Below are 22161 nucleotides of genomic sequence, written 5' to 3' on the forward strand. Positions count from 1 at the left end.
CGAGATAAAATCTCGCGACCCTTTTTAAATATAGGGTCGGGACGGAGTGATTCGAACCTATGATGGCGAGCTAACGACTTCCTAACGTCGACACCCTATTGCATCAATCTCGCTGATTCAGTCTCGCGCCACTCAGAAAGCACTGTCAGATCTGTATGCGCGGGCTGTCGGTGTTTTGTCGTAGCACTGCGATTGCCGGCTTATCAGTGTCCAAGCCTTCCGTGAGGCTGCCCTGGCTGCAGTGGATTGGTTGCGAGGGATGGATTCGAACCATCGACCTTCGGGATATGAGCCCGACAAGCTGACCGCTGCTCTACCACGCATCTGAAACGAAAAAGCCCCGCACGATGGCGAGGCTTAGTAGGAGGAGACTTAATGAAAGTGCTTGAATTCGTACTTGGCGACGTTCGCTCTCATGTCATCAAGCAGGTCATGGCCTCGCCATGTGAGCGAGATCAAAGTCTCCACGCCTGAGGCGTCCACGGTGCTCTCCACGAATGCTTCCTTGACGATGAGCTGGAGTGCATGGGTCGCCTGCTCCTTTTTGACCTGGTCATGAGTGTCGTGACCATACACTACGTTCAGAGCATGCTCTTGAAGAATTCCTTTTCTATTTGCCTGCTCGACTTGCTCAAGAAGTGCCTTGATGTAATTCCAATTCCGCTTCATATGTAAATTCCCTCTGCCGTTTCAGGTCAAATGAGAATAGTCAGGGAATGGAGCCCCCATAAAAAAACCCGACGCAGTGGCCGGGTTCAGGGTGTCGTGTGCGTTTCGCGCTACTTATGCAGTCGGATCAAGTCGAGCACCTTCTCGACGTCCACACGAAACCTTAAATCCCTCCCCCTTAAACGTCAGCGCCATTCGCTGAATGAGTCGCTCAGATAGCAGGCGGGAGATTGTTGGTGCCGGCGATGAGCGGGGCATTCATAAAGGCATCCCAGCATTTATAGGCTTCGTGCTGCCTCTTGTTTGCAGCATCCCACTCGGGACCTGAAACACACCTAGATGAAACCAGCGTCATCATTCCCATGGTGGCAGCGTCAAGCTCTAATAGAAGCTGGTGCGACTCAAATCTGAAGTCGTCAATAGAAGCCATTGCCTTTCTCCTGGGCGGAACTCACCGCCATTGAGAAACAGCCGCTCCTCGAACGGTCGAGTACGGTCACCTCAGATAATTCATACAGTCTGACCACTGGTCAGCTTTGTCCCTCTCCTTCAAAAGCCAGCCGCTATGGAGGCAAAGGACAGGTATTGCCCATGGAAAACAAAAATCCAGGCCCTGACCATCTCCGATACGTCGATACGTCGATACGTCGATACGTCGATACGATCGGACCGGAAGGCCTGACAGTCACGCTCCAAAAATGGGTGGCTTACGCCGAAACCGATAAGTGCTGGTACTTGTCGAGCGAGTCGGACTATCGCGGTCTGATTAAGGGTCACCAATACAGCTGGACCACCGGTAGTCTGAAGTTTGAGCTCAAGCTTAGTCAGTACACCGATGATGTCGACGTTGGAACTTGTGTTGCCTCGCTATGCATATATTTGTGGAAAGTAAGCGATAGCAAACTCATCTTTAGTAACCGTCGGCAACTCGCTTATCAAACTGAGGGCCAAAGCGCAGAGACCGATTCCGGCTTCGGTATCCGCTGAAGATTCCACCCAGAGCCAGTCGTTTGTAGGGGTAAAAACGTCTAAAACAAAAAAGGGTCGCGAGATAAAATCTCGCGACCCCTTGAATTATATGGTCGGGACGGAGTGATTCGAACACTCGACCCCTAGCACCCCATGCTGGGGACTGTGGCGATCCAAGCTATTGTTTTTAAAGGATAACAACTCTTTCTGAGCAAGGCAAAACATCCGATTTTTTGTGCTTATGCAAACGGTAAACCGCGGCTTCCAGCGGTGGTTTTGCGCGCAAATCTTGTGTATCGCGTGGAAATTTCTTTTGGCTGGTTTAACCATCTTCATATTGTTCAAGACAAGCTATTGTCAAATAGAGGCGATATTCACAAACCATGTCTTTGCGAGGTCGTTTATGACGCAGGCTCCAGAAATAGCCGCCGCGAAAATCACAGCATTCCAGGCGATCCTGGTTGCTGTAATTACTGCGGTTGGGCTCGTGGCGGCAGGGTATGTTGGTCGCTCAACAGTAGAACCACAACGCTGGCTCACTATTGAAGGCGTCGAATCAAACGAATTTCAGGTTGGACGTATTGTCGTTGAGGTCAACGGACACCACTTCTCCTATCCCTCGACTGCTGTATGGGCAGAATTTGGGGCTGGCATGTCGCGGGAACGCTTTTCTTTGCCACGATCAAACGAAGGCTATCGCATCTCATTTCGAGCATTCCTTTCTAAGCCTGGCGCCTTTCCAACCATTCCTGCGGAATCGCAGGTAGTAGAAACCATCGTAAATTTCCCAACAAACGGACTCGCATATAGCCTCTACCCGTCAGAAGGCAGCTACAAATCGGCAAATCCGGTAGCAAGGCTTCTTTATCGTGTCGAGTGATAAAACTGTTCTAAAGGCGAAACCATAAGGAACCACCATGTCAAGGTGACCCCGAAACCAACGCAAGCATATGATCTACTGTAGTGGTCTAATGAAACCGGACACCCATTTAGGCGAGAATGCTCGCCAGATCGAGGTGTCAGATGACCAAACAACGCCGCTCCTTTACTCCTGAATTCAAGCGCGAGGCTGCCGACCTTGTGCTCAAACAAAACTACAGCTACATCGAAGCCAGCCGTTCACTCGGCATTGGTGAATCGGCATTGCGCCGCTGGGTTGACCAGATTCAGAAAGAACTTAAAGGCGTCACCCCGCAGAGCAAGGCACTGACTCCGGAACAGCAAAAAATTCAGGAGCTGGAAGCCCGGATTGCTCGGCTTGAGCGAGAGAAATCAATACTAAAAAAGGCTACCGCGCTCTTGATGTCGGAAGATCACGAGCGTTCGCGCTGATTGACCAGTTGAGCGCCCATGAGCCGATTGATTGGCTGTGCAAGGTGTTTGACGTCACTCGCTCGTGTTACTACGCCCAGCGCCTGCGGCGCCGCACGCCCGATGTTGAACGGCTTCGATTGCGTAGTCGCGTCAGTGAGCTGTTCTCGCAAAGTCGCAGCTCTGCGGGCAGTCGCAGCATCCTGTCGCTGATGCGTGAAGACGGTGAGCAACTCGGTCGATTCAAAGTGCGTAGCTTGATGCGCGAGCTTGATTTAGTCAGCAAACAACCCGGCTCCCATGCCTACAAACGAGCAACAGTAGAAAGACTGGATATCCCGAACACATTGAACCGCGAGTTCGACGTGCCAGCGCCCAATCAAGTCTGGTACGGCGATATCACCTACATTTGGGCGCAAGGAAAGTGGCATTACCTGGCTGTCGTCCTGGATCTTTGTACACGTCGGATCGTGGGCTGGGCGCTGTCGGAAAAGCCAGACGCTGAGCTGGTGATCAAAGCGCTGTTTAAAGCGCTATATCGTCAGGGAGCTATACCCTTTGATCCTGGCAGATTTAGCCGATTCAGCTCGATCTTGTTGACATAGGAGCGTCAACGCACCGATGGAGCGCGTATTTCGCAGCTTGAAAACAGAATGGATACCGATCGTGGGCTATCGAACTGCGCAGGAAGCACAGCGCGATATCAGCCATTTTTTGATGCATCGCTACAACTGGATTCGGCCTCACCAATTCAACGATGGGTTGGCGCCAGCGCGGGCCGAGGAAAAACTTAACGTCGTGTCCGGGATTAGTTGACCACTACATACCACCGATTACTGGAACAATGCGGATTTCCCTTGTGCCGCCGAGATCGAAGCCATCTACTCCGACGTTTTTGCGGTTACGGAAGATCGCAAACTTCAACCCAAGACGTTCAAGTCGCCTTATTTCTTCAGCGAATCCTTCGATCGTCGCATTGAGCGCTCGGAATACTTCCACAGCAGAACCGCCATCCAAGAGGTACGTCTTATTGCGGAAAAACCTTTTCGCCAGCGAGCCCAAAAGCATGACGTTCGTTGTTGGGGTGTAGTTAATAACTGAGCACATGCCATTCTCCGGACAATAAAAAACCGCCCGGAGGCGGTCTTGTTCAAAGCGTTGTGGGAAGGATATCTATCTGCCCATCACCGCCGGTGAAAACTCTGTACTTCTTCACTGCACCGTCTTTGACTGTGGCCTCTCGCTCTACCCGATCTGCGCCCATCGAGCAGATTCCGGATCCTGTATAAGCGGCTCCCACCGAAACGGAGTCAGGTGGCAGATAGAAAGAAGCCTTCTGTCCTGGATCGAGTTTGGCTGATTGCTTTCCATCGATGAAGACTGCCATTGAGCAAAGGCTTCCGGTGTGCCCAGAGTCGCGGATAACTTGGAGAGTGCCGTAGGCCCCTGATGGTTTGCTCTGGTAAGCCGACAACTGGCTGGCGCGCGCCTGCTTGGCTTCGCCCGATGGAGTTGGCGACGTCGCACACCCCGCCAACATCGCAATGGCCACCGCCCCTATCAAAATCCGCATGATTCATCCTTGTCCTAAAACACTTGACTGTAGCACTGGGGATACCGGAAACGAAATAAGCTCTATGGGCTGGGCGATCACTTTACATCTCATGACTAAGAGGCCTCGCATTATCTGTACAGTAAGTTAGATAGGTTCGTAGTAAATACTGTCAAGGAGTGCTGCCCGATTATCCCAAATACGCGCAGCCGACTTCCCTCGCGGCCGAGCTTGTAACCACCAAGGACTACTCTGCATCGGTATTACGATGCGTTCCCAATAATTCTCAAGACTCAGGGTTGTGTGTGCCACACCAAATGCATCACATATACCAGTTCTGTTCGCTCGGTTTACGCCAACAAAAAAATCTGGTCGTTTCATAACTAAAAGCCGAGAAGCTGTCGCTACACCACCTTTATGTGTTTTGTTCCGGAAGGCCCGATCGAAATCCCGAACGAAAGCCTGGAACTGTTCCTCTGATACGTCCCCCTCCACCGGAATATGGTCCAATGCAGCCGAAAGTAACCGAGGAGTTCGATTGACCAAACTTTTAAAATCCCCCTGACCGACCATGTTCCCAAACCATGCCCAATCAAGATTGCTCAGTCTAGGTTCTTTGCTCCCATACGTACCTGAAATGGCTTTCCGTTCTAAAAGAGACATATTTGCAAAGGTGCCACTCTCAGCAAATAACAATGCTGCTTGCTCAAGAATCGCAAGCCGCCCCACTAAATTGTGATTGCCATCGTTTTTCACGCCCTCAACAAACTTTGACCACGTTAGAGCCAGCGGTGATGTCTTGGCACCAGGCCGCGGCTTTTTTAACCGATTAAATTTTTCCAGCTGAGCGAGTTTACCTTTGTTGGCCAAGTACTGAGCTTCGTAGGAAAAAAGGAAACCATCCTCGCTGATGCGTTCCGCAGAACTCCAGCTCGAATCAATAAACGATTTCAAGTCAGCAAGGACTTCGCTGCCCTCATCGCCATGGAGTAGCACGCTGACCTCTACATTCCTACCGCCAAAAGCGCCGCCGGTTAGGTTGTGACTTCCTACTACGGCGGCTATCCCCTTAGGCATTTCAAACAGATAAATTTTAGGATGAAAAAGACGACCACTTGGAGGGAGGCAACGTGCTCCGTCGAATGGCATAAAGCGACGAAGCACTGCAGGATCAGTCTGGTACATGTGCGTACCAATGACGACTTTCCTGAGTTTTTCTGTGGAGTCCAGCATGGTGTCGACTACTTTGTTTGCACCTGCCCATGCCACAGCGACGTCATATCTCGTGCATTGCTGAACTAATCGTTTGAGCGTTTGAGTTGCCTCCCGCTCAGTGAGCATGCTCACCTGCATTATGAATTCCTTTTGAGATGGGATGCTGACGAGCAACTTCAATCGGCGTGCATTGAAACTGAGACCGAACAACGTGTCTACAAGTCCAACGTGGACGTATCACCAGTAACACACCGTCCCCGCCTGCTGGTAGCCTTCCTGCCTCCACGCAACGGATACCCCAGTCCTTTGCGAGCCGAAGGCAGGAACCATTCACACTCTGAATTCGGAGAAAGGCATGACAGACACCACTTTCAACTTCAAATGCCTCGGCCACACCAAACGAGACGACGGCTTGATTGGGCGATACCACTTGGAAGTGACTGACAGTAGCAGCGGCAAGACCGCGACATTCTCTGTCGAGCCCAGGCACCTTGCGTCGGCCCGGAGCATGAAACGGATTCTTCTAGATCGGTGCATGTTCTATAGGGCAACACGGGCGTCACACGACCAGATGCTTCTCGCACTTCTAGATAAACAGCCTGAAATCATCCAGGCGTAGCTCGGCACGCAGGGCTTTCGCCTGTACGAATCCCCAGTAACGCGACGTCAATGAAAGAGGATGGCTGTAGCGCTGGGTTGCCAGAAACGAAAAAGCCCAGCGGGGCGCGCTGGGCTCATCGTGGTGTGGTATTTCTATTTCCGATAGGAACGCCGAAAAATCGCTTTTCCGTCATAACGCTCGCAAATTTTTCGAGACGCCCAAGCACACAGCAGAAAGATGGCACTGAAGACGATAAACAGAAACGTGGAGTTAGCCCAGATGTAGTTTTGGGCCAGATCGGTTACCCACCCTCCAGCGATAAAACAGAGAATGAGGAGGAAAAATGCAACGCCTCGAGGTGTGCCATAACTCACTTCAGCGTGACAACCTCTGCAGACTTGAGCGCCCCATGGGACATTGCTCATACAGTGGGGACAGGTCGCAGTGTGCTTGATTGTCACGACTTCATTCCTTTGATTGGTACGGAGCAGCTACTCCGCTGGTAATGGATCAGAGAATATCGGCACCGCCCAAAAAATGTTTAGCTCATTCTCGCCTGTACGAATCCCCAGTAACGCTGTAGCACTCCCGAGTAGTAGCCTCCATTTTTCGTAGGATTAGCTCTTGTTCTGCTAAAGGCACTTACCCCCCTACTGCAGCGCTCGGTCAATTTTTCCAAGTTAGATGAGAATATGACACACACTGAAAATAACGCGCCTCACGAAAAAATTGAAGCCGGAATCAATCTTGAACTGCCAACTATGAAATCTCTATATATTGAGATGTACTTTGGTGAAACATTGCTCAGTAGCGGTACAGCATTTTTAGTGGCAAGAGACCAGCAATCTCATTGTTGCCTATTTACCAACAAGCATAACGTTACCGGTCGCAAGTTGGATACAGGTGAGTGTCTTAGTAGCAATGCCGCGATTCCGGATAATATCGTTATATATTTCCATCAAAGCTCTGATCAGCCGGGTTCTTGGCTGAAGATCAAGCTTCCACTTTATCGCGATGACGGATCTCCATATTGGTTTGAGCATCCTACACTCGGCGAAATCGTAGATGCAGTAGCGTTGAACCTTTCATGGGGCTCAGATGTCTGGAAAATGCCCTATTACCTAAATCCAGGTCTTGATAGGCACGGGCTATTTGTAAGCCCAAGCGAAACTGTAAGTGTTATCGGTTTTCCTTTCGGTTTGTCTGTAGCTGGAAAGTTCCCCATTTGGGCAACTGGATTCCTGGCGCAAGATTTGAGTTTGCTCGACCCGAAGAACCCTTATTTTCTTATCGATTGCCGTACACACCAAGGCCAATCAGGTTCGGCTGTAGTTGCCTATAGGACTACTCAGTCTAGAAAAAAGGTAGGAGACAGAGTAAGTACTATCATGTCTGGCAATACTACATGGGAGTTTCTTGGAATCTATGCAGGCCGAGTAAACGCCGAGTCGGACCTAGGTCGTGTGTGGCACGTTTCGGCTCTTGAGGAGATCTTCAGTGTGGCGGAAAAAGATAACCAAGAGCGCGAAGCTAAAGCGGCCTTGAGGGCAGCTCAAAGCGAATGAAAGTTTACTTGCTGTCTGCCCATCCAGCGTGGACGAAAGGCCAGTGGCGGGATCAGATACGAGCGTAGTAGCGTTGTGCCCCCAATCAGAGCCACAGGAAGGATTCAATATGGCCCTCTTCACAGAAGAAACTGCACAATATCTTGAAAAAACAAGATCGGCTCCAACACTGCTAGGTGGTGCGTTTTGGACCACGATTTATAACATCGGGGACACGGTTCCTGCATCGGGGATCTATCGCTGCGAGGGATGCGGTCACGAGATCACATCAAACAAGGATGACCCCTTCCCAACACAGAATAAGCACCAGCACACCGGAAATTCAAAAGCTGTGAAGTGGCGCCTAATCGTCAAGACCGAAACCAAAGGATGACCGATTTCCCAGTCCTTTGCTTGCAAGCCCAAGGACTGGGATTGCGCCAATTTCGGCGCGATTACGACCTAGGAGGTGGATATGCTTGTCGTGTCGCATTTTGAGCTACAGGAGTCAGCAGGACGCAGTCACCCTTGGGGTAAGACTACTTACAGTGAAAACGCCGGGGAGTATTGCAGCTTCCGAGAAAAACCTGAACTCATCCGAGAGGTTCTGGAGGACTTCAAGCCCCACGAAAGTCAAAAAACTATTCTGCGGTTTTATGAACTACTGGAGTGGGTGAACAGACCTTCAGGCCTGTTGGAAACAAATGACTGCTATTTCCGACCGCCCTCGACAAATCCTGATGAACAGTTTGTTTTTTCCAACAAGGTAACAGGCAGAGTAGAGTTTTTTTTCGAGATTTGCAACACAACATAAACAAAGGTACAGCTCAGTGGCTTTACCGAATGCTAAGTCTACACCTCCAAATAGAACGGCCCGACTTTCACAAGGCCATCTTTGATATTGCCGGCGCTCCTACGGATTACCTCGACCTGCCCGGGGCTGAGAGTGAGCGTACAGGGGTGCGCTTCTGTGTCTATTTCAGTGCATATGGTAACGGGGATCCTGATACATGGAGCAACCTTGAAGTCGTGGTTAATGGTCTGCTTGAAGCGCTCAAAAGTATAGAGCGAGGGATGGAAGGGTCTGTCCTGAAATTCTCGTAGACCCTTTTCTTCCAGTACTGAAATTAAATCCATGTAAGCTCCCGCGCAAGAAGTTTCACTATCGCGTGCTAGTGGTGGGTTTTGCGTATTTGTGCCTGAGCATCAGGCGCGTCTGGTCGAGCCACGGCCCTCCGAAAATGATAATTTCGGAGGGCCTACCATATAGGTGATGCAGCAGAAAAGGACGGGGGCCAAAGGTCATAACATCCTCCCTAGGCATCGACGGATCACCGCCGAGGAATATCCCAGCGTGGTTTGGATGAACCGTCCGCCCCACGTCCATCACGATCATGTCGCCACGCTGCGGCTGATCGACCTTGTAGAAGCCGGCGGCCTCGTAGTACGCCTCGTACAGGCTGGTGTTGTCCTTGCTCTCCCACCAGCCATCGGCGCGCTTGAAGGCTTCGAACCCCAGTCCCCACTCGCGTTTATACCAATCAGCGCAGACCTGCCAGCAATCCCATCAGCCGATGCCGCGACGATGTCGTTTCGCCCTACCTGGTACACCGAAAGCCCGAGCGCCGGAAACAGAAACAGGCGCAAACCAAGGATCACTGGACAAAGGTTGAGGAGAGGTATTTGACGCGAGCATTCAAGGAGGCCAGGGAGGCGGCGAACTGCTACGCGGGATAGAAGGAAGAAGAGATGCCGGGCTTCCACGAAGTGCGAGCGCTGTCGCTGCACCTGTACAAAAAAGCCGGAAAGGATGGTCAGAAAATAGCTGGCCATGCGAGCGAGGGCATGACCAGAAACTACCAGCGGGACCACGAGGAAATCGTTTGGTCCGAAGCAATTCCGGACTTGAATATCAGCGAAATCACCGGGTAGTTTTGCGCCAGTTTTGCGCGGGTTTTGCGCAGACACAAAAAAGCCGATCTAGCTGATCGGCTTAAGTGACTGATTTTACTCAGGAATAATGGTCGGGACGGAGTGATTCGAACACTCGACCCCTAGCACCCCATGCTAGTGCGCTACCGGACTGCGCTACGCCCCGACTAGGCGTGAAACTCGTCCCTCTTCTCGAAGGACGCTCAAGAATATATCGCAAGCTTTTGAAAACTGGAAGTATTCAAACGCATGAAATTATTTCTTGAGGACCACCAACACATCTTCCAGCTCGGCAATCATCTGCCGGATCATTTGTTTGTATTGGGTGGTGTCGTCTTTGGCTTCATCGCCGGACAAGCGCAAGCGCGCGCCGCCGATGGTGAACCCTTGATCGTAAAGAAGCGCGCGGATCTGCCGGATCATCAGCACGTCTTGTCGCTGATAATACCGGCGGTTCCCGCGGCGTTTGACGGGGTTGAGTTGAGGAAACTCCTGCTCCCAATAGCGCAGCACGTGCGGTTTTACCGCACACAGCTCGCTGACTTCACCAATGGTGAAGTAGCGTTTGCCTGGGATGACGGGGAGCTCGTCGTTATGACTTGGTTCCAGCATAAGCCTCAACTCGGGCCTTCAACTTCTGCCCTGGACGAAAGGTGACCACACGGCGAGCCGTGATCGGGATTTCTTCCCCCGTTTTCGGATTGCGGCCAGGCCGCTGGCGTTTGTCCCGAAGGTCGAAATTGCCGAAACCGGACAATTTGACTTGTTCGTTGTCTTCAAGAGCGTGCCTGATTTCTTCAAAAAACAGTTCGACCAATTCCTTGGCCTCCCGTTTATTCAGGCCCAGCTCTTCATACAGACGTTCCGCCATCTCAGCTTTCGTCAGAGCCCCCATACGTCACTTCCTTAACGTGGCGTTCAACCTTTGTTCGAGCGAGGTGAGGATATTTTGCGTCGTGGTATTCACCTCATCGTCATTAAGAGTGCGCGATGGATGCTGCCAGGTCAAGCCGACTGCGAGGCTTTTTCTATCAGGATCAATGCCTTTACCCTGATACACGTCAAATAGCCTGAGGTCCGTCAGCCATTCCCCTGCATTTTCACGGATTACGTCCAGTACGGCGCTGGCTGCGACGTCTTTTTCGGCAATCAGTGCAAGGTCACGACGCACTTCAGGAAAGCGCGATAACTCCTGGAATTTAGGCATTTTGCCCAACGCCACTTCCGCCAGCACCAGCTCGAAAACGAAGACCGGACGGTCGAGACCGAGGGTTTTCGACAATTCAGGGTGGATGGCGCCGACAAAACCAACCAGACGGCCTTCACGTTCGATGCGCGCGGTTTGACCCGGGTGCAACGCTGGGTGTTTGCCCGGCACGAAAGTGAACGAGTCCAGCGCACCGGCGAAGCCCAGCACCGCTTCCACGTCAGCCTTGACGTCGAAGAAGTCCACGACATCGCGACCCTGTGCCCAGCCTTCTGGCAGACGGCTACCGCACACCACACCGGCGAGCATTGGCTCTTGCTTCAGGCCTTCGAGTTGACCGACGAAGCGCAGGCCGCTTTCGAACAGACGGACGCGGTCCTGTTGACGATTCAGGTTGTGCTGAAGCGCCTTGACCAGGCCTGGCCACAAGGACGAGCGCATGGCCGCCATGTCGTTCGAAATCGGGTTGGCCAGCAGCAGTGGTTCCACACCCGGATTAAACAGTTCGAATTGTTTCGGATCGATGAAGCTGTAGGTGATCGCTTCCTGGTAACCACGGGCGACCAGCAGGCGACGCAGCTCAGGCAGATCGCTGCGCGCTTCGGCCTTGGCTTGTGGCGCCAGGCGAGCTTGCGGGTAGCGAACCGGCAGACGGTTGTAACCGTACAGACGGGCCAGCTCTTCGATCAGATCGACTTCCAGGCTGATGTCGAAGCGATGACTTGGCACTTCAACGCGCCACTGCCCTGCCCCGTCGGCGGAAACGGTCAGGCCCAAAGCGTTGAGCAGACGCTCGACTTCGGCTGAATCCATTTCCATGCCCAGCATTTGGGTGATGCGCTGTGCGCGCAACGTCACCGGAGCAATCTTCGGCAGATGCTGTTCGCTGACGGTTTCGATGATCGGGCCGGCTTCACCGCCAGTGATCTCCAGCAGCAGGCCAGTGGCGCGCTCCATGGCTTCACGGGCCAGTTGCCAGTCCACGCCACGCTCGTAGCGGTGCGAGGCGTCGGTGTGCAGGCCGTAGGAGCGGGCCTTGCCAGCGACAGCGATCTGATCGAAGAACGCGCTTTCAAGGAAAATATCGCGAGTGGTCGCGGTGTTCACACCACTGTGCTCGCCACCCATGACGCCGGCGATAGCCAGGGCGCGGGTGTGGTCGGCAATCACCAGCGTATCGCTACGCAGGGTGACTTCCTGGCCGTCGAGCAGCACCAGCTTCTCGCCTTCTTCGGCCATGCGCACGCGGATGCCGCCATTGATTTCGGCGAGATCGAAGGCGTGCAGCGGTTGACCCAGCTCCAGCATCACGTAGTTGGTGATGTCGACAGCCGCGTCGATGCTGCGCACTTCGGAACGACGCAGGCGCTCAACCATCCACAACGGCGTAGGCTTGGACAGGTCGACGTTACGAATCACACGCCCCAGGTAACGTGGGCAAGCGGCTGGCGCCAGCACTTCAACCGAACGCACTTCGTCGTGCGCGGCTGGAACGGTGGCAACGACCGGGCGGGTGACGGTGGCGGCGTACAGCGCGCCGACTTCACGGGCCAGACCGGCCAGGGACAGGCAGTCGCCGCGGTTCGGGGTCAGGTCAACCTCGATGCTGGCGTCGTCCAGGCTCAGGTATTCGCGAATGTCCTGACCGACCGGTGCATCGACCGGCAATTCCATCAGGCCATCGTTGCCTTCGCCCACTTGCAGCTCGGCTTGCGAGCACAGCATGCCGTTGGACTCAACGCCACGCAGCTTGGCTTTTTTGATTTTGAAGTCGCCCGGCAGCTCGGCACCGATCATGGCGAACGGGATCTTCAGGCCCGGGCGCACGTTTGGCGCGCCGCAGACGACCTGGAAGGTCTCCGAGCCATTGCTGACCTGGCACACACGCAGCTTGTCAGCGTCAGGGTGCTGCTCGGTGCTCAGCACCTCGCCCACGACCACACCGCTGAAAACACCGGCGGCCGGCGTAACGCTATCGACCTCAAGACCGGCCATCGACAGACGAGCAACCAGCTCGTCGCGACTTACCTGCGGGCTTACCCAGCCACGCAGCCATTGTTCACTGAATTTCATCCTGCTCTCCTAAGAATTCGTTACGACTAGCGAAATTGCGCGAGGAACCGCAAGTCGTTGTCGAAGAACAGACGCAAGTCGTTCACGCCGTAACGCAGCATGGCCAGACGCTCAACGCCCATGCCGAAGGCAAAGCCCGAAAACTCTTCCGGGTCGATCCCGGACATACGCAACACGTTCGGGTGAACCATGCCGCAGCCCATGACTTCCAGCCAGCCAGTCTGTTTGCAGACGCGGCAGCCTTTACCGCTGCACATCACGCATTCCATGTCGACTTCGGCGGATGGCTCGGTGAACGGGAAGTACGAAGGACGGAAACGCACGGCCAGTTCTTTTTCGAAGAACACGCGCAGGAATTCTTCGATGGTCCCTTTCAGGTCGGCGAAGTTGATATCGCGATCGACCAGCAGGCCTTCGACCTGGTGGAACATCGGCGAGTGGGTAATATCGGAGTCGCTACGGTACACACGGCCTGGGCAGACGATGCGGATCGGCGGCTGTTTCGATTCCATGGTGCGGACCTGTACCGGCGAGGTATGGGTGCGCAGCAACATGTTGGCATTGAAATAGAAGGTGTCATGCATCGACCGGGCAGGGTGGTGGCCTGGGATGTTGAGCGCTTCAAAGTTGTGATAGTCGTCTTCGACCTCAGGGCCTTCGGCAATGCCGTAGCCAATGTGGGTGAAGAACTGTTCGATACGTTCCAGAGTCCGGGTAACCGGATGCAGACCACCGGAAGTCTGGCCGCGGCCAGGCAGGGTCACGTCAATGGACTCGGCAGACAGTTTGGCGGCCAGGTCGGCCTCTTCAAACAGTGCCTTGCGAGCATTGAGAACCTCTGTGACACGCTCCTTGGCAACGTTGATCAGGGCGCCGACTTGCGGACGCTCTTCTGCCGGCAAATTCCCCAGGGTCTTCATCACCTGAGTCAATTCACCCTTTTTGCCAAGGTAGTGAACCCGGATTTGCTCCAGGGCATTGATATCTTCAGCGCTTTGCACAGCCTCTAGTGCTTGAGAGACGAGCGCGTCCAGGTTTTCCATGTACAGACTCCAGATACAAAATAGGGGAAGAGCTTGAAGGCTCTTCCCCTATTTATGACGTTTAACACCTGACCCCACAGAGGTGAGGCCGGGTGACTGTCGGGGGTACTTAAGCCAAGGTGGCTTTAGCTTTCTCGACAATCGCAGCAAACGCCGCTTTTTCGTTCACTGCCAGATCAGCCAGAACCTTACGGTCGATCTCGATGGACGCTTTTTTCAGGCCGGCGATGAAACGGCTGTAGGACAGACCGTTGATACGTGCACCAGCGTTGATACGAGCGATCCACAGAGCGCGGAACTGACGTTTTTTCTGACGACGGTCACGGTAGGCGTATTGGCCTGCCTTGATTACCGCTTGCTTGGCAACACGGAATACGCGCGAGCGAGCGCCGTAGTAGCCTTTAGCAAGTTTCAGAATTTTTTTGTGACGTTTACGGGCAATGACGCCACGCTTTACACGAGCCATGAGTTACTTCCTCTATTCTTGACTAAATTAACGAAGGCGCAGCATGCGCTCGACTTTTGCCACGTCACACGGTGCCAGCAAGCTGCTACCGCGCAGTTGACGCTTACGCTTGGTCGACATTTTAGTCAGGATGTGGCTCTTGAAAGCGTGCTTGTGCTTGATACCGTTAGCAGTTTTCAGAAACCGCTTAGCAGCACCACTTTTAGTTTTCATTTTTGGCATGTTCGGATACTCCGCATTCAGTTGATAAACATAATCAGAAGGCCTGCCGTGCCCTGTTGATTACTTCTTCTTTTTCGGGGCGATGACCATGATCAGCTGGCGTCCTTCCATCTTAGGATGCTGTTCGACCGAACCGTACTCGAGCAAGTCACCTTCAACTCGCTTGAGGAGTTCCATCCCCAGCTCCTGGTGGGCCATCTCACGGCCGCGGAATCGCAAGGATACCTTGGCCCTGTCCCCATCACTCAGGAAACGTACCAGGTTGCGCAGTTTTACCTGGTAATCCCCTTCCTCCGTCCCTGGACGAAACTTGATTTCTTTAACCTGGATCTGCTTCTGGTTTTTCTTGGCCGCAGCAATCTGCTTCTTCTTTTCGAAGATCGACTTGCCGTAGTCCATCAGCTTGCAAACAGGGGGTACTGCATCGGCGGAAATTTCCACCAAATCGAGCTTGGCTTCTTCAGCCTTAAGAAGCGCGTCTTCAATTGACACAATCCCAAGCTGCTCGCCTTCAGCCCCAATTAACCGAACCTCGCGTGCCGAGATATTCTCGTTGATCGGGGCTTTCGGTGCAGCTCGTTTATCTTGTCTCATTTCACGCTTAATAATAATTACTCCGAATCTGGGCGACCACGCCGGGAAACCGCTTGCGCGAGAAACTCAGCGAACTGGGCGACGGGCATCGAGCCCAGGTCAGCACCTTCACGAGTACGCACAGCGACAGTCTGCATCTCGACTTCCCGATCTCCGATAACCAAGAGATAGGGAACCTTGAGCAAAGTATGCTCGCGGATTTTAAAGCCGATCTTTTCATTTCTCAAGTCAGACTTGGCACGAAATCCGCTTTCGTTGAGGGTTTTTTCAACTTCAGCAGCAAAATCGGCTTGTTTATCAGTGATATTCATAATCACTGCCTGGGTCGGAGCCAGCCACGCAGGGAATGCACCCTCGTAGTGCTCGATCAGGATTCCGACGAAACGTTCGAAGGAGCCCAGGATCGCCCGGTGCAACATTACCGGGTGCTTGCGACTGTTGTCTTCGGAGACGTATTCGGCTCCCAGACGGACAGGCAGGTTAAAATCGAGCTGAAGGGTACCACACTGCCAGACGCGGCCAAGGCAATCTTTCAGCGAGAACTCGATCTTCGGACCGTAGAACGCACCTTCGCCCGGCTGCAAATCGTACGGCAGGCCCGCGCTATCAAGGGCTGCAGCCAATGCCGCTTCGGCGCGATCCCACAATTCGTCAGAACCCACGCGTTTTTCCGGACGAGTGGACAGCTTCATCTCGACGTCTTTGAAGCCGAAATCGGCATAAACGTCCATGGTCAGTTTGATGAACGCAGCGGATTCAGCCTGCATCTGCTCTTCAGTGCAGAAGATGTGGGCGTCATCCTGAGTGAACGCACGCACCCGCATGATGCCGTGCAACGCACCCGATGGCTCGTTACGGTGGCAAGCACCGAATTCGGCCAGACGCATCGGCAACTCGCGGTAGCTTTTCAGGCCCTGATTGAACACTTGCACGTGGCAAGGGCAGTTCATTGGCTTGATGGCGTAGTCGCGGTTTTCCGACTGGGTGGTGAACATGTTGTCGGCGTAGTTGGCCCAGTGCCCGGATTTCTCCCACAGGCTGCGGTCAACGACCTGAGGCGTCTTGATCTCCAGGTAGCCGTTGTCGCGCTGAACCTTGCGCATGTACTGCTCGAGAACCTGGTACAGGGTCCAGCCGTTCGGGTGCCAGAACACCATGCCCGGCGACTCTTCCTGGGTGTGGAACAGGCCCAGGCGCTTGCCGATCTTGCGGTGATCGCGCTTTTCAGCTTCTTCGATGCGCTGGATGTAAGCCGCCAGCTGCTTCTTGTCCGCCCAGGCGGTGCCGTAAACGCGCTGCAATTGCTCGTTCTTGGCATCGCCACGCCAGTAGGCGCCGGACAACTTGGTCAGCTTGAAGGATTTCAGGAAACGCGTATTCGGCACGTGCGGGCCGCGGCACATGTCGACGTATTCTTCGTGATAGTACAGGCCCATGGCCTGTTCGTTCGGCATGTCCTCGACCAGGCGCAGTTTGTAGTCTTCGCCACGGGCCTTGAACACTTCGATCACTTCGGCGCGCGGAGTGACTTTCTTGATCACGTCGTAATCTTTCTCGATCAGCTGCTGCATGCGCTGTTCGATGGCGGCCAGGTCGTCCGGAGTAAAAGGACGCTCGAAGGCGATGTCGTAATAGAAGCCTTCGTCAATGACCGGCCCGATCACCATTTTGGCGGTCGGGTACAACTGCTTGACCGCATGGCCAACCAGGTGGGCGCAAGAGTGGCGAATGATCTCCAGCCCCTCTTCATCCTTTGGCGTAATGATTTGCAGCGTGGAATCGCTGTCGATGATGTCGCTGGCGTCGACCAGCTTGCCATTGACCTTGCCGGCCACGGTGGCTTTGGCCAAGCCAGCACCAATGGATGCGGCGACCTCGGCTACGGAAACCGGGTGATCGAATGAACGTTGACTGCCGTCGGGAAGAGTAATAGTTGGCATGGCGCCTCCTCTCCTAGTGGTGACCCCTACCAAAGGTCACGTGGGTTGGGATGAGCCAGTACAAGATCCGATCCAGGCCATTCAATGACGAACGCCTGCCTTACAGCGGCAGGAGCCTTGCGGCCAACCGGAAAACCGAACCAGAGTGACTGGGATTCAAATCAGGGTTATTCGCGCTGTTGCCGCCACCGGGACTGAAGGTCATCCGGAGCTTGCAAAGGCCCGAGCGAGGCATGCTAGCACAGATGAACGGTCGTCGACGCCTGCGTGCTCAGACAATGAAGATTTCCACACTTTTACCGCGCAGAGTGAACTTGAGATGTACGGGCCACCTCAAATAGGCTGAGAATCGCTACAGATTATCGACCCCAAGGAGTTCCTGACATGCGTCTTACCCGTCTTTTCGCCTTCGCCGCCCCGCTTGCCTTGATGCTGCCACTGAGCGCATACGCTGCCTGGCCTGCCGGTGTGAAAGCCCAGTACATGAGCGATTGCACCAAAGCGGCCAGCCAAAGCGTCAACCCGGCCGAAGCGCAGAAGCACTGTTCATGTGGTGCCGAAGTTCTCGAGAAGAAATTCACCACCCAAGAGATCGCGCAGTTGATGGACAACAACAATCCGCCGGGCCCTGAATTGAGTCAGCGCGCATTGAAAGAAATCGCGGTGTGCCGAGTTCAAAATAAGGGTGCATAGCTCGGATCCCGAAGGATTGGCAGGTCAAAACCAGCCCAAAAAGGGCTGATTTACATAATTTACGCAGGTTTTATGGCTTTTTTTACTGCCCTGTTTTTTAGCGCAAAGCCGCTTAAACCGGGGCTTCCAGCCATTCGACGTGACGAAAAGCATGCTACATGAGGGTAAACAGCACGTCCGGGGGCTCCCAAAGCGAACATTTCGACTATGATACTCCGGTGTGCCCAGTTGGCCTGAGCAGCACAGCACTACTGAAAATATATGTTTCTTGGAGATACACCATGTCTAATCGCCAAACCGGCACCGTTAAATGGTTCAACGATGAAAAAGGCTTCGGCTTCATCACTCCTCAAGGTGGCGGTGACGACCTGTTCGTACACTTCAAAGCTATCGAAAGCGACGGTTTCAAAAGCCTGAAAGAAGGCCAAACCGTTTCCTTCGTGGCTGAGAAAGGCCAAAAGGGTATGCAAGCTGCACAAGTTCGCCCAGAGTAAGTTTCTGGCGCACTAAAAAAACCCCGTCCATGTGACGGGGTTTTTTATGGGCGAAACAAAAGCCTGGTGCGATCAGCCGCAGTTGACGCGAGTGACCACCCGATTGGCATCGGTGTTCAGGTTCAGGCGATCGGAGCGATACTCCAGGGTCACCATGTCGTTGGGCGACAGGAACCGTGCGTTCTGTGCGCCTGCGCGAGTGCGCGCCTGCTCCAGCAGTTCGGGCGAAGCCACTTTGCCAACAGTGAATTGCGCAGCCTTTGCTTCGCAGCGGCTATGACCCGTGTCAGTCGTCGTTACAGGGTCAGTTGCCGACTCGGATGACGGACTGCTGCAACCTGCCAGCAGAGTGACGGCAAACACAGTACCCAATGACGCGAGCTTCCAAGGCATGAAGCCTCCTTTTCAATAATTAAGCAGAGATCGTGCGACCGCCATTTCGGCGATAGGTTTCAAGGTGAATGCCCTCACCCGACCCTCGATTCGCATAAGCGCCGAGTGTGCCTGAGCATCGCCCTACCATTCATCCCGCAATCGTGACTGAATATGAACAGCGTTCAATAGACGTCGATGTAGTCGAACGGCGGATTCGGCCAGTTCTCTTTCAGCGCATTGAAAATCTGCATGACCCAAACCTCGTCGCTGGCTGCGACCCGCCCGACATAACCCGAACCCTTGGCCCATGTTTCCAGGCGAAACCGCAGCCCGTCGATGTCTGTGCCGCCCACAACGCCCGACGAAATGTAGGCGATGCCGCCCTTGGTGACCCGCAACTGAGTGTGTTCATCGTCACTGGCGCAGGCCAATAGCTGGCGCACAGCCTCAAGGGTCAAACCGTCAGGAGTGTTCAAATCGATCTGCACAGCGCGGTCCTTGAAAATTCGTCAAAGACCAAGTGTCGCATAGCCCTCCTCCCATGCCTAAGTCGGAGTGCCAAACGCCGCGCAAAATGGTTAACTCGACGCTCAGACTTCCCCGACTTCACGAGCGCCATCATGACCACCGTAAGCATCGACGCCGACATCAAAGCCAAATGGCAGGACGGACATAGCTCCTACAGCCCAAGCAGTACGGAAGAGCTCGCCATTATCGGTATCGATCTGTTGGTCCGGGACCTTGGAACCGAGGCCGCACAATCGTTCATCGAGCAAATCTTCGAAAAACACCTGGCGGACCAAAAAGCCGCCGTAGAGGCAGGACGGGCGTAAGACCCGCAGGCTGGCACCTGCGGGCGTGAGGTTTATTTCAAACGGGCCAGACGCTGAGTCAGCAAGTCGAAGAAGCCCTGAGCATCGCCACTTTCAACCCAGAACGCATTCTTTGGCGCGTTCAGGCCGTCATACCAGTCGACAATAGTTTGACCAAAGGTCGGACCTTCGCGGCTATCAACGACCACGTTGACCAAGCGACCGCTGAACAGCTCAGGCTTGAGCAGGTAGGCGATGACGGTGGCGTCATGCACCGGGCCTCCGGGAATACCGTAGTGCTCCATGTCATCCTTGATATATCCATTAAGAATGTCACCTACCAACTTACTGGCATTGTTGTTGATCGCCGCGATCTGCTTCAGGCGCGATTCGCTGGTGAGGATCTTGTGGGTCACGTCCAGTGGTAGATAAGTCAGTTTCACGCCACTTTTCAACACGATGTCGGCGGCCTGCGGATCGGCGAACAGGTTGAACTCGGCCATCGGCGTAATGTTGCCACCGTTGAAGTGCGCACCGCCCATAAGCACCACTTCCTTGATGCCTTGAACGATTTCAGGTTCCTGAATCAACGCCAGGGCCAGGTTGGTCTGCGGGCCGAGCATGGCGATCGTGATGCTATGGGGTTTGGCCGTTTTCAAAGTGTGGATCAGGTAGTTGACCGCAGTGCCTTCAGCCAGGCCTTTCTTTGGCTCATGCACGGTGACGCCTGACAGACCTTCCTTGCCATGTATGTTCTCGGCATAGATCGGCGTGCGCATCAGCGGCTTCGGCGCACCGGCATAAATCGGCACGTCTTCGCGCCCTGCCCACTCCCGGGCCAGTCGAGCATTACGCGATGTCTTGTCCAGACGCACGTTGCCGGCCACGGTTGTCAGCGCACGAATACTCAATTCTTCGGGCGATGCCAGGGCAAACAGCAAAGCGACCACGTCGTCGGTTCCGGGATCGGTGTCGATGATCAAATCGATTTTTTCCGCCGCCTGGGCGCTCGTTGCAGTAATCAGGGACAAAAGCAGCAAACTCCGGAGCAGGTGGTGAAGTTTCACAGCATAGCGGGGCATAACGCACTCCTTGTGCGAGGGGGAAAACGAATCCAGCGCTAGAACGTCACCCCCGATACCAGCACGATGTTGCAGTACGGCGCACACTCACCTGTACGAACAATCGCCCGCGCCTGTCGGCTGAGGACCTTGAACTGGTCATGACTGAGCAACTCGCGCGAACCCAGAGCACCTTCAGCGTTCAACTTGTCCAGAACACTCAATGCAGGTGGCTGCTTGTCGAGAATCTCGCGAGCCAGCACATGGCTTTCAACCTGCATTTCGCTCAGCACAACGTTCAAGGTACTGACAAAGTCCGGAATGCCCTGGGTCAGTGCCAGATCGATCAGTTCGACACCTGCCGGCACTGGCAGACCGGCATCACCGATCACGATCGTATCGCCGTGACCCAGCGAGGCAATCAGCCGCGACAACGCGATATTGAGCAATGGGGTTTTTTTCATGGTGCTTTAAACGCCTGTACGTCGGACAAGGTGGGAATCGAGGGTTGTGCCCCAGCGCGGGTGACCGACAGGGCCGCGGCAACCTGACCGAAGCGGATCGCCTCAGCTTCACTGCTGCCAGACGCTAATGCGGCGGCAAATCCACCCACGAAGGTATCTCCGGCGGCGGTGGTATCGACGGCTTTGACCTTCGGTGCCGGGAAATGCTCCAGGCGTGCCCCGTCGGCGAACAGCGAGCCTTCGGCGCCTAAGGTAATGATCACTTTACCCACGCCCATGGCGATCAATCGGGTCGCGGCGGTTTCCGCCGATTCCAGGGAATCCACCGTCAACCCCGTCAGGGCAGAGGCTTCGCTTTCGTTGGGGATCAGGTAATCGATGGCGGCAAACCAGTCCGCCGGCAATGGGCGACTGGCGGGGGCCGGGTTGAGAATGACGGTCTTGCCCAGCTCACGCCCCCGTTTGAGGGCATGGCCTACCGTTGCATCCGGTACTTCCAGCTGACAAATAATCACATCCGCCGCCTGCAACACGGCGTCAAAACGGTCGATGACCTGCGGAGTCAATGCGCCGTTGGCACCCGCGACGATGACGATAGCGTTCTGACTGTTGTCATCGACCACGATCAACGCAACACCACTAGAATCCTCAACGGTACTGACAGCCTGACAATCGATGCCCTCGACCAACAGGGCTTCGCGCAGCTCTGCACCATAGGCATCGTTTCCCACGCAACCGACCATCGACACCTCGGCGCCCAACCGGGTTGCTGCAACGGCCTGATTGGCACCCTTGCCACCGGACACCGTGGCAAACGACTGACCGATCAGCGTTTCACCGCCACGCGGCAGCCTTGGCGCCCGGGTTACCAGGTCCATGTTCAGACTGCCTATCACCACTACTTTTGCTGGCATACATTGCTAC

25 protein-coding genes, 2 tRNA genes and 3 pseudogenes are annotated in these 22161 nt (G+C 54.3%); 9 read left to right on the top strand and 21 right to left on the bottom strand.

Translation table 11 applies throughout. The features are described 5' to 3' along the window. Positions 1–247: 247 nt before the first annotated feature. From AB4N43_RS06265 to AB4N43_RS06275, 3 genes are all read right to left on the bottom strand, one after another. A tRNA-Met gene (locus AB4N43_RS06265) sits at positions 248–323 on the bottom strand. 49 nt (positions 324–372) lie between these two features. Beyond that, entirely contained in the window at positions 373–669 is a 297-nt protein-coding gene (locus AB4N43_RS06270; RefSeq protein ID WP_027921476.1) for a DUF2513 domain-containing protein, read from the bottom strand. 211 nt (positions 670–880) lie between these two features. Continuing rightward, the gene (locus AB4N43_RS06275) at positions 881–1099 is read right to left on the bottom strand and encodes a hypothetical protein (protein WP_027921477.1); all 219 of its coding nucleotides are present in this window, start codon (positions 1097–1099) and stop codon (positions 881–883) included. Positions 1100–1260: 161 nt separating this feature from the next. Between AB4N43_RS06275 and AB4N43_RS06280 the strand changes: the two genes are divergently transcribed. From AB4N43_RS06280 to AB4N43_RS06290, 3 genes and pseudogenes are all read left to right on the top strand, one after another. Then, on the top strand, positions 1261–1656 hold the full coding sequence (locus AB4N43_RS06280; RefSeq protein ID WP_050590122.1) for a hypothetical protein: 396 nt from the start codon (positions 1261–1263) through the stop codon (positions 1654–1656). Between the two features lie 295 nt (positions 1657–1951). Further along, positions 1952–2518 carry a hypothetical protein gene (locus AB4N43_RS06285; protein WP_460153550.1) on the top strand — a complete coding sequence of 189 codons (567 nt, stop codon included), beginning with the start codon at positions 1952–1954 and terminating at the stop codon, positions 2516–2518. A 143-nt stretch (positions 2519–2661) separates the two neighbouring features. Beyond that, positions 2662–3765: pseudogene (locus AB4N43_RS06290) on the top strand (IS3 family transposase). Positions 3766–3768: 3 nt separating this feature from the next. Here AB4N43_RS06290 and AB4N43_RS06295 read toward each other — a convergent pair. The 3 genes from AB4N43_RS06295 to AB4N43_RS06305 form a co-directional block, all read right to left on the bottom strand. After that, positions 3769–4056, bottom strand: a complete 288-nt coding sequence (locus AB4N43_RS06295; RefSeq protein WP_460153552.1) for a tail assembly protein — start codon at positions 4054–4056, stop codon at positions 3769–3771. Between the two features lie 43 nt (positions 4057–4099). Continuing rightward, positions 4100–4522: a hypothetical protein gene (locus AB4N43_RS06300; protein WP_460153554.1), complete on the bottom strand. Its 423-nt coding sequence runs from the start codon at positions 4520–4522 to the stop codon at positions 4100–4102. A gap of 126 nt (positions 4523–4648) precedes the next feature. Further along, on the bottom strand, positions 4649–5854 hold the full coding sequence (locus tag AB4N43_RS06305; protein ID WP_460153556.1) for a hypothetical protein: 1206 nt from the start codon (positions 5852–5854) through the stop codon (positions 4649–4651). Positions 5855–7009: 1155 nt separating this feature from the next. Between AB4N43_RS06305 and AB4N43_RS06310 the strand changes: the two genes are divergently transcribed. Further along, positions 7010–7882, top strand: a complete 873-nt coding sequence (locus tag AB4N43_RS06310) for a serine protease family protein (RefSeq protein WP_460153557.1) — start codon at positions 7010–7012, stop codon at positions 7880–7882. Between the two features lie 109 nt (positions 7883–7991). Continuing rightward, the gene (locus tag AB4N43_RS06315) at positions 7992–8255 is read left to right on the top strand and encodes a protein L (RefSeq protein WP_460153559.1); all 264 of its coding nucleotides are present in this window, start codon (positions 7992–7994) and stop codon (positions 8253–8255) included. A gap of 768 nt (positions 8256–9023) precedes the next feature. On the opposite strand, the pseudogene AB4N43_RS06320 reads toward AB4N43_RS06315, so the two are convergent. Next, a pseudogene (locus AB4N43_RS06320) lies at positions 9024–9428 on the bottom strand (NlpC/P60 family protein); the annotation flags it as partial. Between AB4N43_RS06320 and AB4N43_RS06325 the strand changes: the two are divergent. Next, positions 9428–9793 (top strand): annotated as a pseudogene (locus AB4N43_RS06325) (site-specific integrase); the annotation flags it as partial. The pseudogenes AB4N43_RS06320 and AB4N43_RS06325 overlap by 1 nt on opposite strands. An 89-nt stretch (positions 9794–9882) precedes the next feature. On the opposite strand, the gene AB4N43_RS06330 reads toward AB4N43_RS06325, so the two are convergent. From AB4N43_RS06330 to thrS, 9 genes are all read right to left on the bottom strand, one after another. After that, positions 9883–9959: transfer RNA gene (locus tag AB4N43_RS06330), tRNA-Pro, on the bottom strand. 89 nt (positions 9960–10048) lie between these two features. Continuing rightward, a complete protein-coding gene (locus AB4N43_RS06335; RefSeq protein ID WP_003179985.1) occupies positions 10049–10405 on the bottom strand; it encodes a MerR family transcriptional regulator in 357 nt (118 codons plus the stop codon). After that, on the bottom strand, positions 10386–10688 hold the full coding sequence (gene ihfA, locus AB4N43_RS06340) for an integration host factor subunit alpha (protein WP_002553164.1): 303 nt from the start codon (positions 10686–10688) through the stop codon (positions 10386–10388). The genes AB4N43_RS06335 and ihfA overlap by 20 nt, the downstream gene beginning before the upstream one ends. 3 nt (positions 10689–10691) lie before the next feature. After that, the gene (gene pheT / locus AB4N43_RS06345; protein WP_410922228.1) at positions 10692–13073 is read right to left on the bottom strand and encodes a phenylalanine--tRNA ligase subunit beta; all 2382 of its coding nucleotides are present in this window, start codon (positions 13071–13073) and stop codon (positions 10692–10694) included. 26 nt (positions 13074–13099) lie between these two features. Then, a complete protein-coding gene (gene pheS, locus AB4N43_RS06350; protein WP_007905876.1) occupies positions 13100–14116 on the bottom strand; it encodes a phenylalanine--tRNA ligase subunit alpha in 1017 nt (338 codons plus the stop codon). A gap of 109 nt (positions 14117–14225) precedes the next feature. Next, the gene (gene rplT / locus AB4N43_RS06355; RefSeq protein ID WP_007905879.1) at positions 14226–14582 is read right to left on the bottom strand and encodes a 50S ribosomal protein L20; all 357 of its coding nucleotides are present in this window, start codon (positions 14580–14582) and stop codon (positions 14226–14228) included. Between the two features lie 27 nt (positions 14583–14609). After that, positions 14610–14804: a 50S ribosomal protein L35 gene (rpmI, locus tag AB4N43_RS06360; protein ID WP_008145659.1), complete on the bottom strand. Its 195-nt coding sequence runs from the start codon at positions 14802–14804 to the stop codon at positions 14610–14612. Positions 14805–14864: 60 nt separating this feature from the next. Further along, complete coding sequence (infC, locus tag AB4N43_RS06365; protein ID WP_172435341.1) at positions 14865–15416, bottom strand: translation initiation factor IF-3; 552 nt, start codon at positions 15414–15416, stop codon at positions 14865–14867. Then, the gene (gene thrS, locus AB4N43_RS06370) at positions 15416–17338 is read right to left on the bottom strand and encodes a threonine--tRNA ligase (RefSeq protein ID WP_010455934.1); all 1923 of its coding nucleotides are present in this window, start codon (positions 17336–17338) and stop codon (positions 15416–15418) included. The genes infC and thrS overlap by 1 nt, the downstream gene beginning before the upstream one ends. Positions 17339–17722: 384 nt before the next feature. Between thrS and AB4N43_RS06375 the strand changes: the two genes are divergently transcribed. After that, positions 17723–18031, top strand: a complete 309-nt coding sequence (locus tag AB4N43_RS06375; protein WP_460153562.1) for a hypothetical protein — start codon at positions 17723–17725, stop codon at positions 18029–18031. A 281-nt stretch (positions 18032–18312) separates the two neighbouring features. After that, complete coding sequence (locus AB4N43_RS06380) at positions 18313–18525, top strand: cold-shock protein (RefSeq protein ID WP_003179963.1); 213 nt, start codon at positions 18313–18315, stop codon at positions 18523–18525. Positions 18526–18597: 72 nt separating this feature from the next. Here AB4N43_RS06380 and AB4N43_RS06385 read toward each other — a convergent pair whose 3' ends face one another. Together AB4N43_RS06385 and AB4N43_RS06390 are read right to left on the bottom strand one after the other, a co-directional pair. Then, a complete protein-coding gene (locus AB4N43_RS06385; protein WP_027921554.1) occupies positions 18598–18918 on the bottom strand; it encodes an I78 family peptidase inhibitor in 321 nt (106 codons plus the stop codon). Between the two features lie 164 nt (positions 18919–19082). Beyond that, positions 19083–19388, bottom strand: a complete 306-nt coding sequence (locus tag AB4N43_RS06390; protein ID WP_460153564.1) for a hypothetical protein — start codon at positions 19386–19388, stop codon at positions 19083–19085. Between the two features lie 132 nt (positions 19389–19520). Here AB4N43_RS06390 and AB4N43_RS06395 point away from each other — a divergent pair, with 132 nt between their 5' ends. Beyond that, complete coding sequence (locus tag AB4N43_RS06395) at positions 19521–19733, top strand: hypothetical protein (RefSeq protein WP_027921556.1); 213 nt, start codon at positions 19521–19523, stop codon at positions 19731–19733. Positions 19734–19765: 32 nt separating this feature from the next. Here AB4N43_RS06395 and AB4N43_RS06400 read toward each other — a convergent pair whose 3' ends face one another. From AB4N43_RS06400 to rbsK, 3 genes are read right to left on the bottom strand one after another with little or no spacing between them, the layout of a single operon-like run. Further along, on the bottom strand, positions 19766–20794 hold the full coding sequence (locus tag AB4N43_RS06400) for a nucleoside hydrolase (RefSeq protein WP_027921557.1): 1029 nt from the start codon (positions 20792–20794) through the stop codon (positions 19766–19768). Between the two features lie 38 nt (positions 20795–20832). Beyond that, positions 20833–21237: a D-ribose pyranase gene (gene rbsD / locus AB4N43_RS06405; RefSeq protein ID WP_059181188.1), complete on the bottom strand. Its 405-nt coding sequence runs from the start codon at positions 21235–21237 to the stop codon at positions 20833–20835. Next, entirely contained in the window at positions 21234–22151 is a 918-nt protein-coding gene (gene rbsK / locus AB4N43_RS06410) for a ribokinase (protein ID WP_059181189.1), read from the bottom strand. The genes rbsD and rbsK overlap by 4 nt, the downstream gene beginning before the upstream one ends. Positions 22152–22161 lie beyond the last annotated feature (10 nt).

The sequence above is a fragment of the Pseudomonas sp. S2_B07 genome (assembly GCF_054668435.1).

What these genes read in the sequence shown, in the direction of transcription:
- rplT (WP_007905879.1), bottom strand. Translation starts at nt 14,582, where the DNA reads ATGGCTCGTGTAAAGCGTGGCGTCATTGCCCGTAAACGTCACAAAAAA.
- AB4N43_RS06270 (WP_027921476.1), bottom strand. Translation starts at nt 669, where the DNA reads ATGAAGCGGAATTGGAATTACATCAAGGCACTTCTTGAGCAAGTCGAG.
- AB4N43_RS06375 (WP_460153562.1), top strand. Translation starts at nt 17,723, where the DNA reads ATGCGTCTTACCCGTCTTTTCGCCTTCGCCGCCCCGCTTGCCTTGATG.
- pheS (WP_007905876.1), bottom strand. Translation starts at nt 14,116, where the DNA reads ATGGAAAACCTGGACGCGCTCGTCTCTCAAGCACTAGAGGCTGTGCAA.
- AB4N43_RS06335 (WP_003179985.1), bottom strand. Translation starts at nt 10,405, where the DNA reads ATGCTGGAACCAAGTCATAACGACGAGCTCCCCGTCATCCCAGGCAAA.
- AB4N43_RS06300 (WP_460153554.1), bottom strand. Translation starts at nt 4,522, where the DNA reads ATGCGGATTTTGATAGGGGCGGTGGCCATTGCGATGTTGGCGGGGTGT.
- AB4N43_RS06280 (WP_050590122.1), top strand. Translation starts at nt 1,261, where the DNA reads ATGGAAAACAAAAATCCAGGCCCTGACCATCTCCGATACGTCGATACG.
- AB4N43_RS06315 (WP_460153559.1), top strand. Translation starts at nt 7,992, where the DNA reads ATGGCCCTCTTCACAGAAGAAACTGCACAATATCTTGAAAAAACAAGA.
- AB4N43_RS06305 (WP_460153556.1), bottom strand. Translation starts at nt 5,854, where the DNA reads ATGCAGGTGAGCATGCTCACTGAGCGGGAGGCAACTCAAACGCTCAAA.
- thrS (WP_010455934.1), bottom strand. Translation starts at nt 17,338, where the DNA reads ATGCCAACTATTACTCTTCCCGACGGCAGTCAACGTTCATTCGATCAC.
- AB4N43_RS06295 (WP_460153552.1), bottom strand. Translation starts at nt 4,056, where the DNA reads ATGTGCTCAGTTATTAACTACACCCCAACAACGAACGTCATGCTTTTG.
- rbsK (WP_059181189.1), bottom strand. Translation starts at nt 22,151, where the DNA reads ATGCCAGCAAAAGTAGTGGTGATAGGCAGTCTGAACATGGACCTGGTA.
- AB4N43_RS06395 (WP_027921556.1), top strand. Translation starts at nt 19,521, where the DNA reads ATGACCACCGTAAGCATCGACGCCGACATCAAAGCCAAATGGCAGGAC.
- AB4N43_RS06310 (WP_460153557.1), top strand. Translation starts at nt 7,010, where the DNA reads ATGACACACACTGAAAATAACGCGCCTCACGAAAAAATTGAAGCCGGA.
- AB4N43_RS06385 (WP_027921554.1), bottom strand. Translation starts at nt 18,918, where the DNA reads ATGCCTTGGAAGCTCGCGTCATTGGGTACTGTGTTTGCCGTCACTCTG.
- AB4N43_RS06380 (WP_003179963.1), top strand. Translation starts at nt 18,313, where the DNA reads ATGTCTAATCGCCAAACCGGCACCGTTAAATGGTTCAACGATGAAAAA.
- rbsD (WP_059181188.1), bottom strand. Translation starts at nt 21,237, where the DNA reads ATGAAAAAAACCCCATTGCTCAATATCGCGTTGTCGCGGCTGATTGCC.
- AB4N43_RS06275 (WP_027921477.1), bottom strand. Translation starts at nt 1,099, where the DNA reads ATGGCTTCTATTGACGACTTCAGATTTGAGTCGCACCAGCTTCTATTA.
- rpmI (WP_008145659.1), bottom strand. Translation starts at nt 14,804, where the DNA reads ATGCCAAAAATGAAAACTAAAAGTGGTGCTGCTAAGCGGTTTCTGAAA.
- AB4N43_RS06400 (WP_027921557.1), bottom strand. Translation starts at nt 20,794, where the DNA reads ATGCCCCGCTATGCTGTGAAACTTCACCACCTGCTCCGGAGTTTGCTG.
- pheT (WP_410922228.1), bottom strand. Translation starts at nt 13,073, where the DNA reads ATGAAATTCAGTGAACAATGGCTGCGTGGCTGGGTAAGCCCGCAGGTA.
- ihfA (WP_002553164.1), bottom strand. Translation starts at nt 10,688, where the DNA reads ATGGGGGCTCTGACGAAAGCTGAGATGGCGGAACGTCTGTATGAAGAG.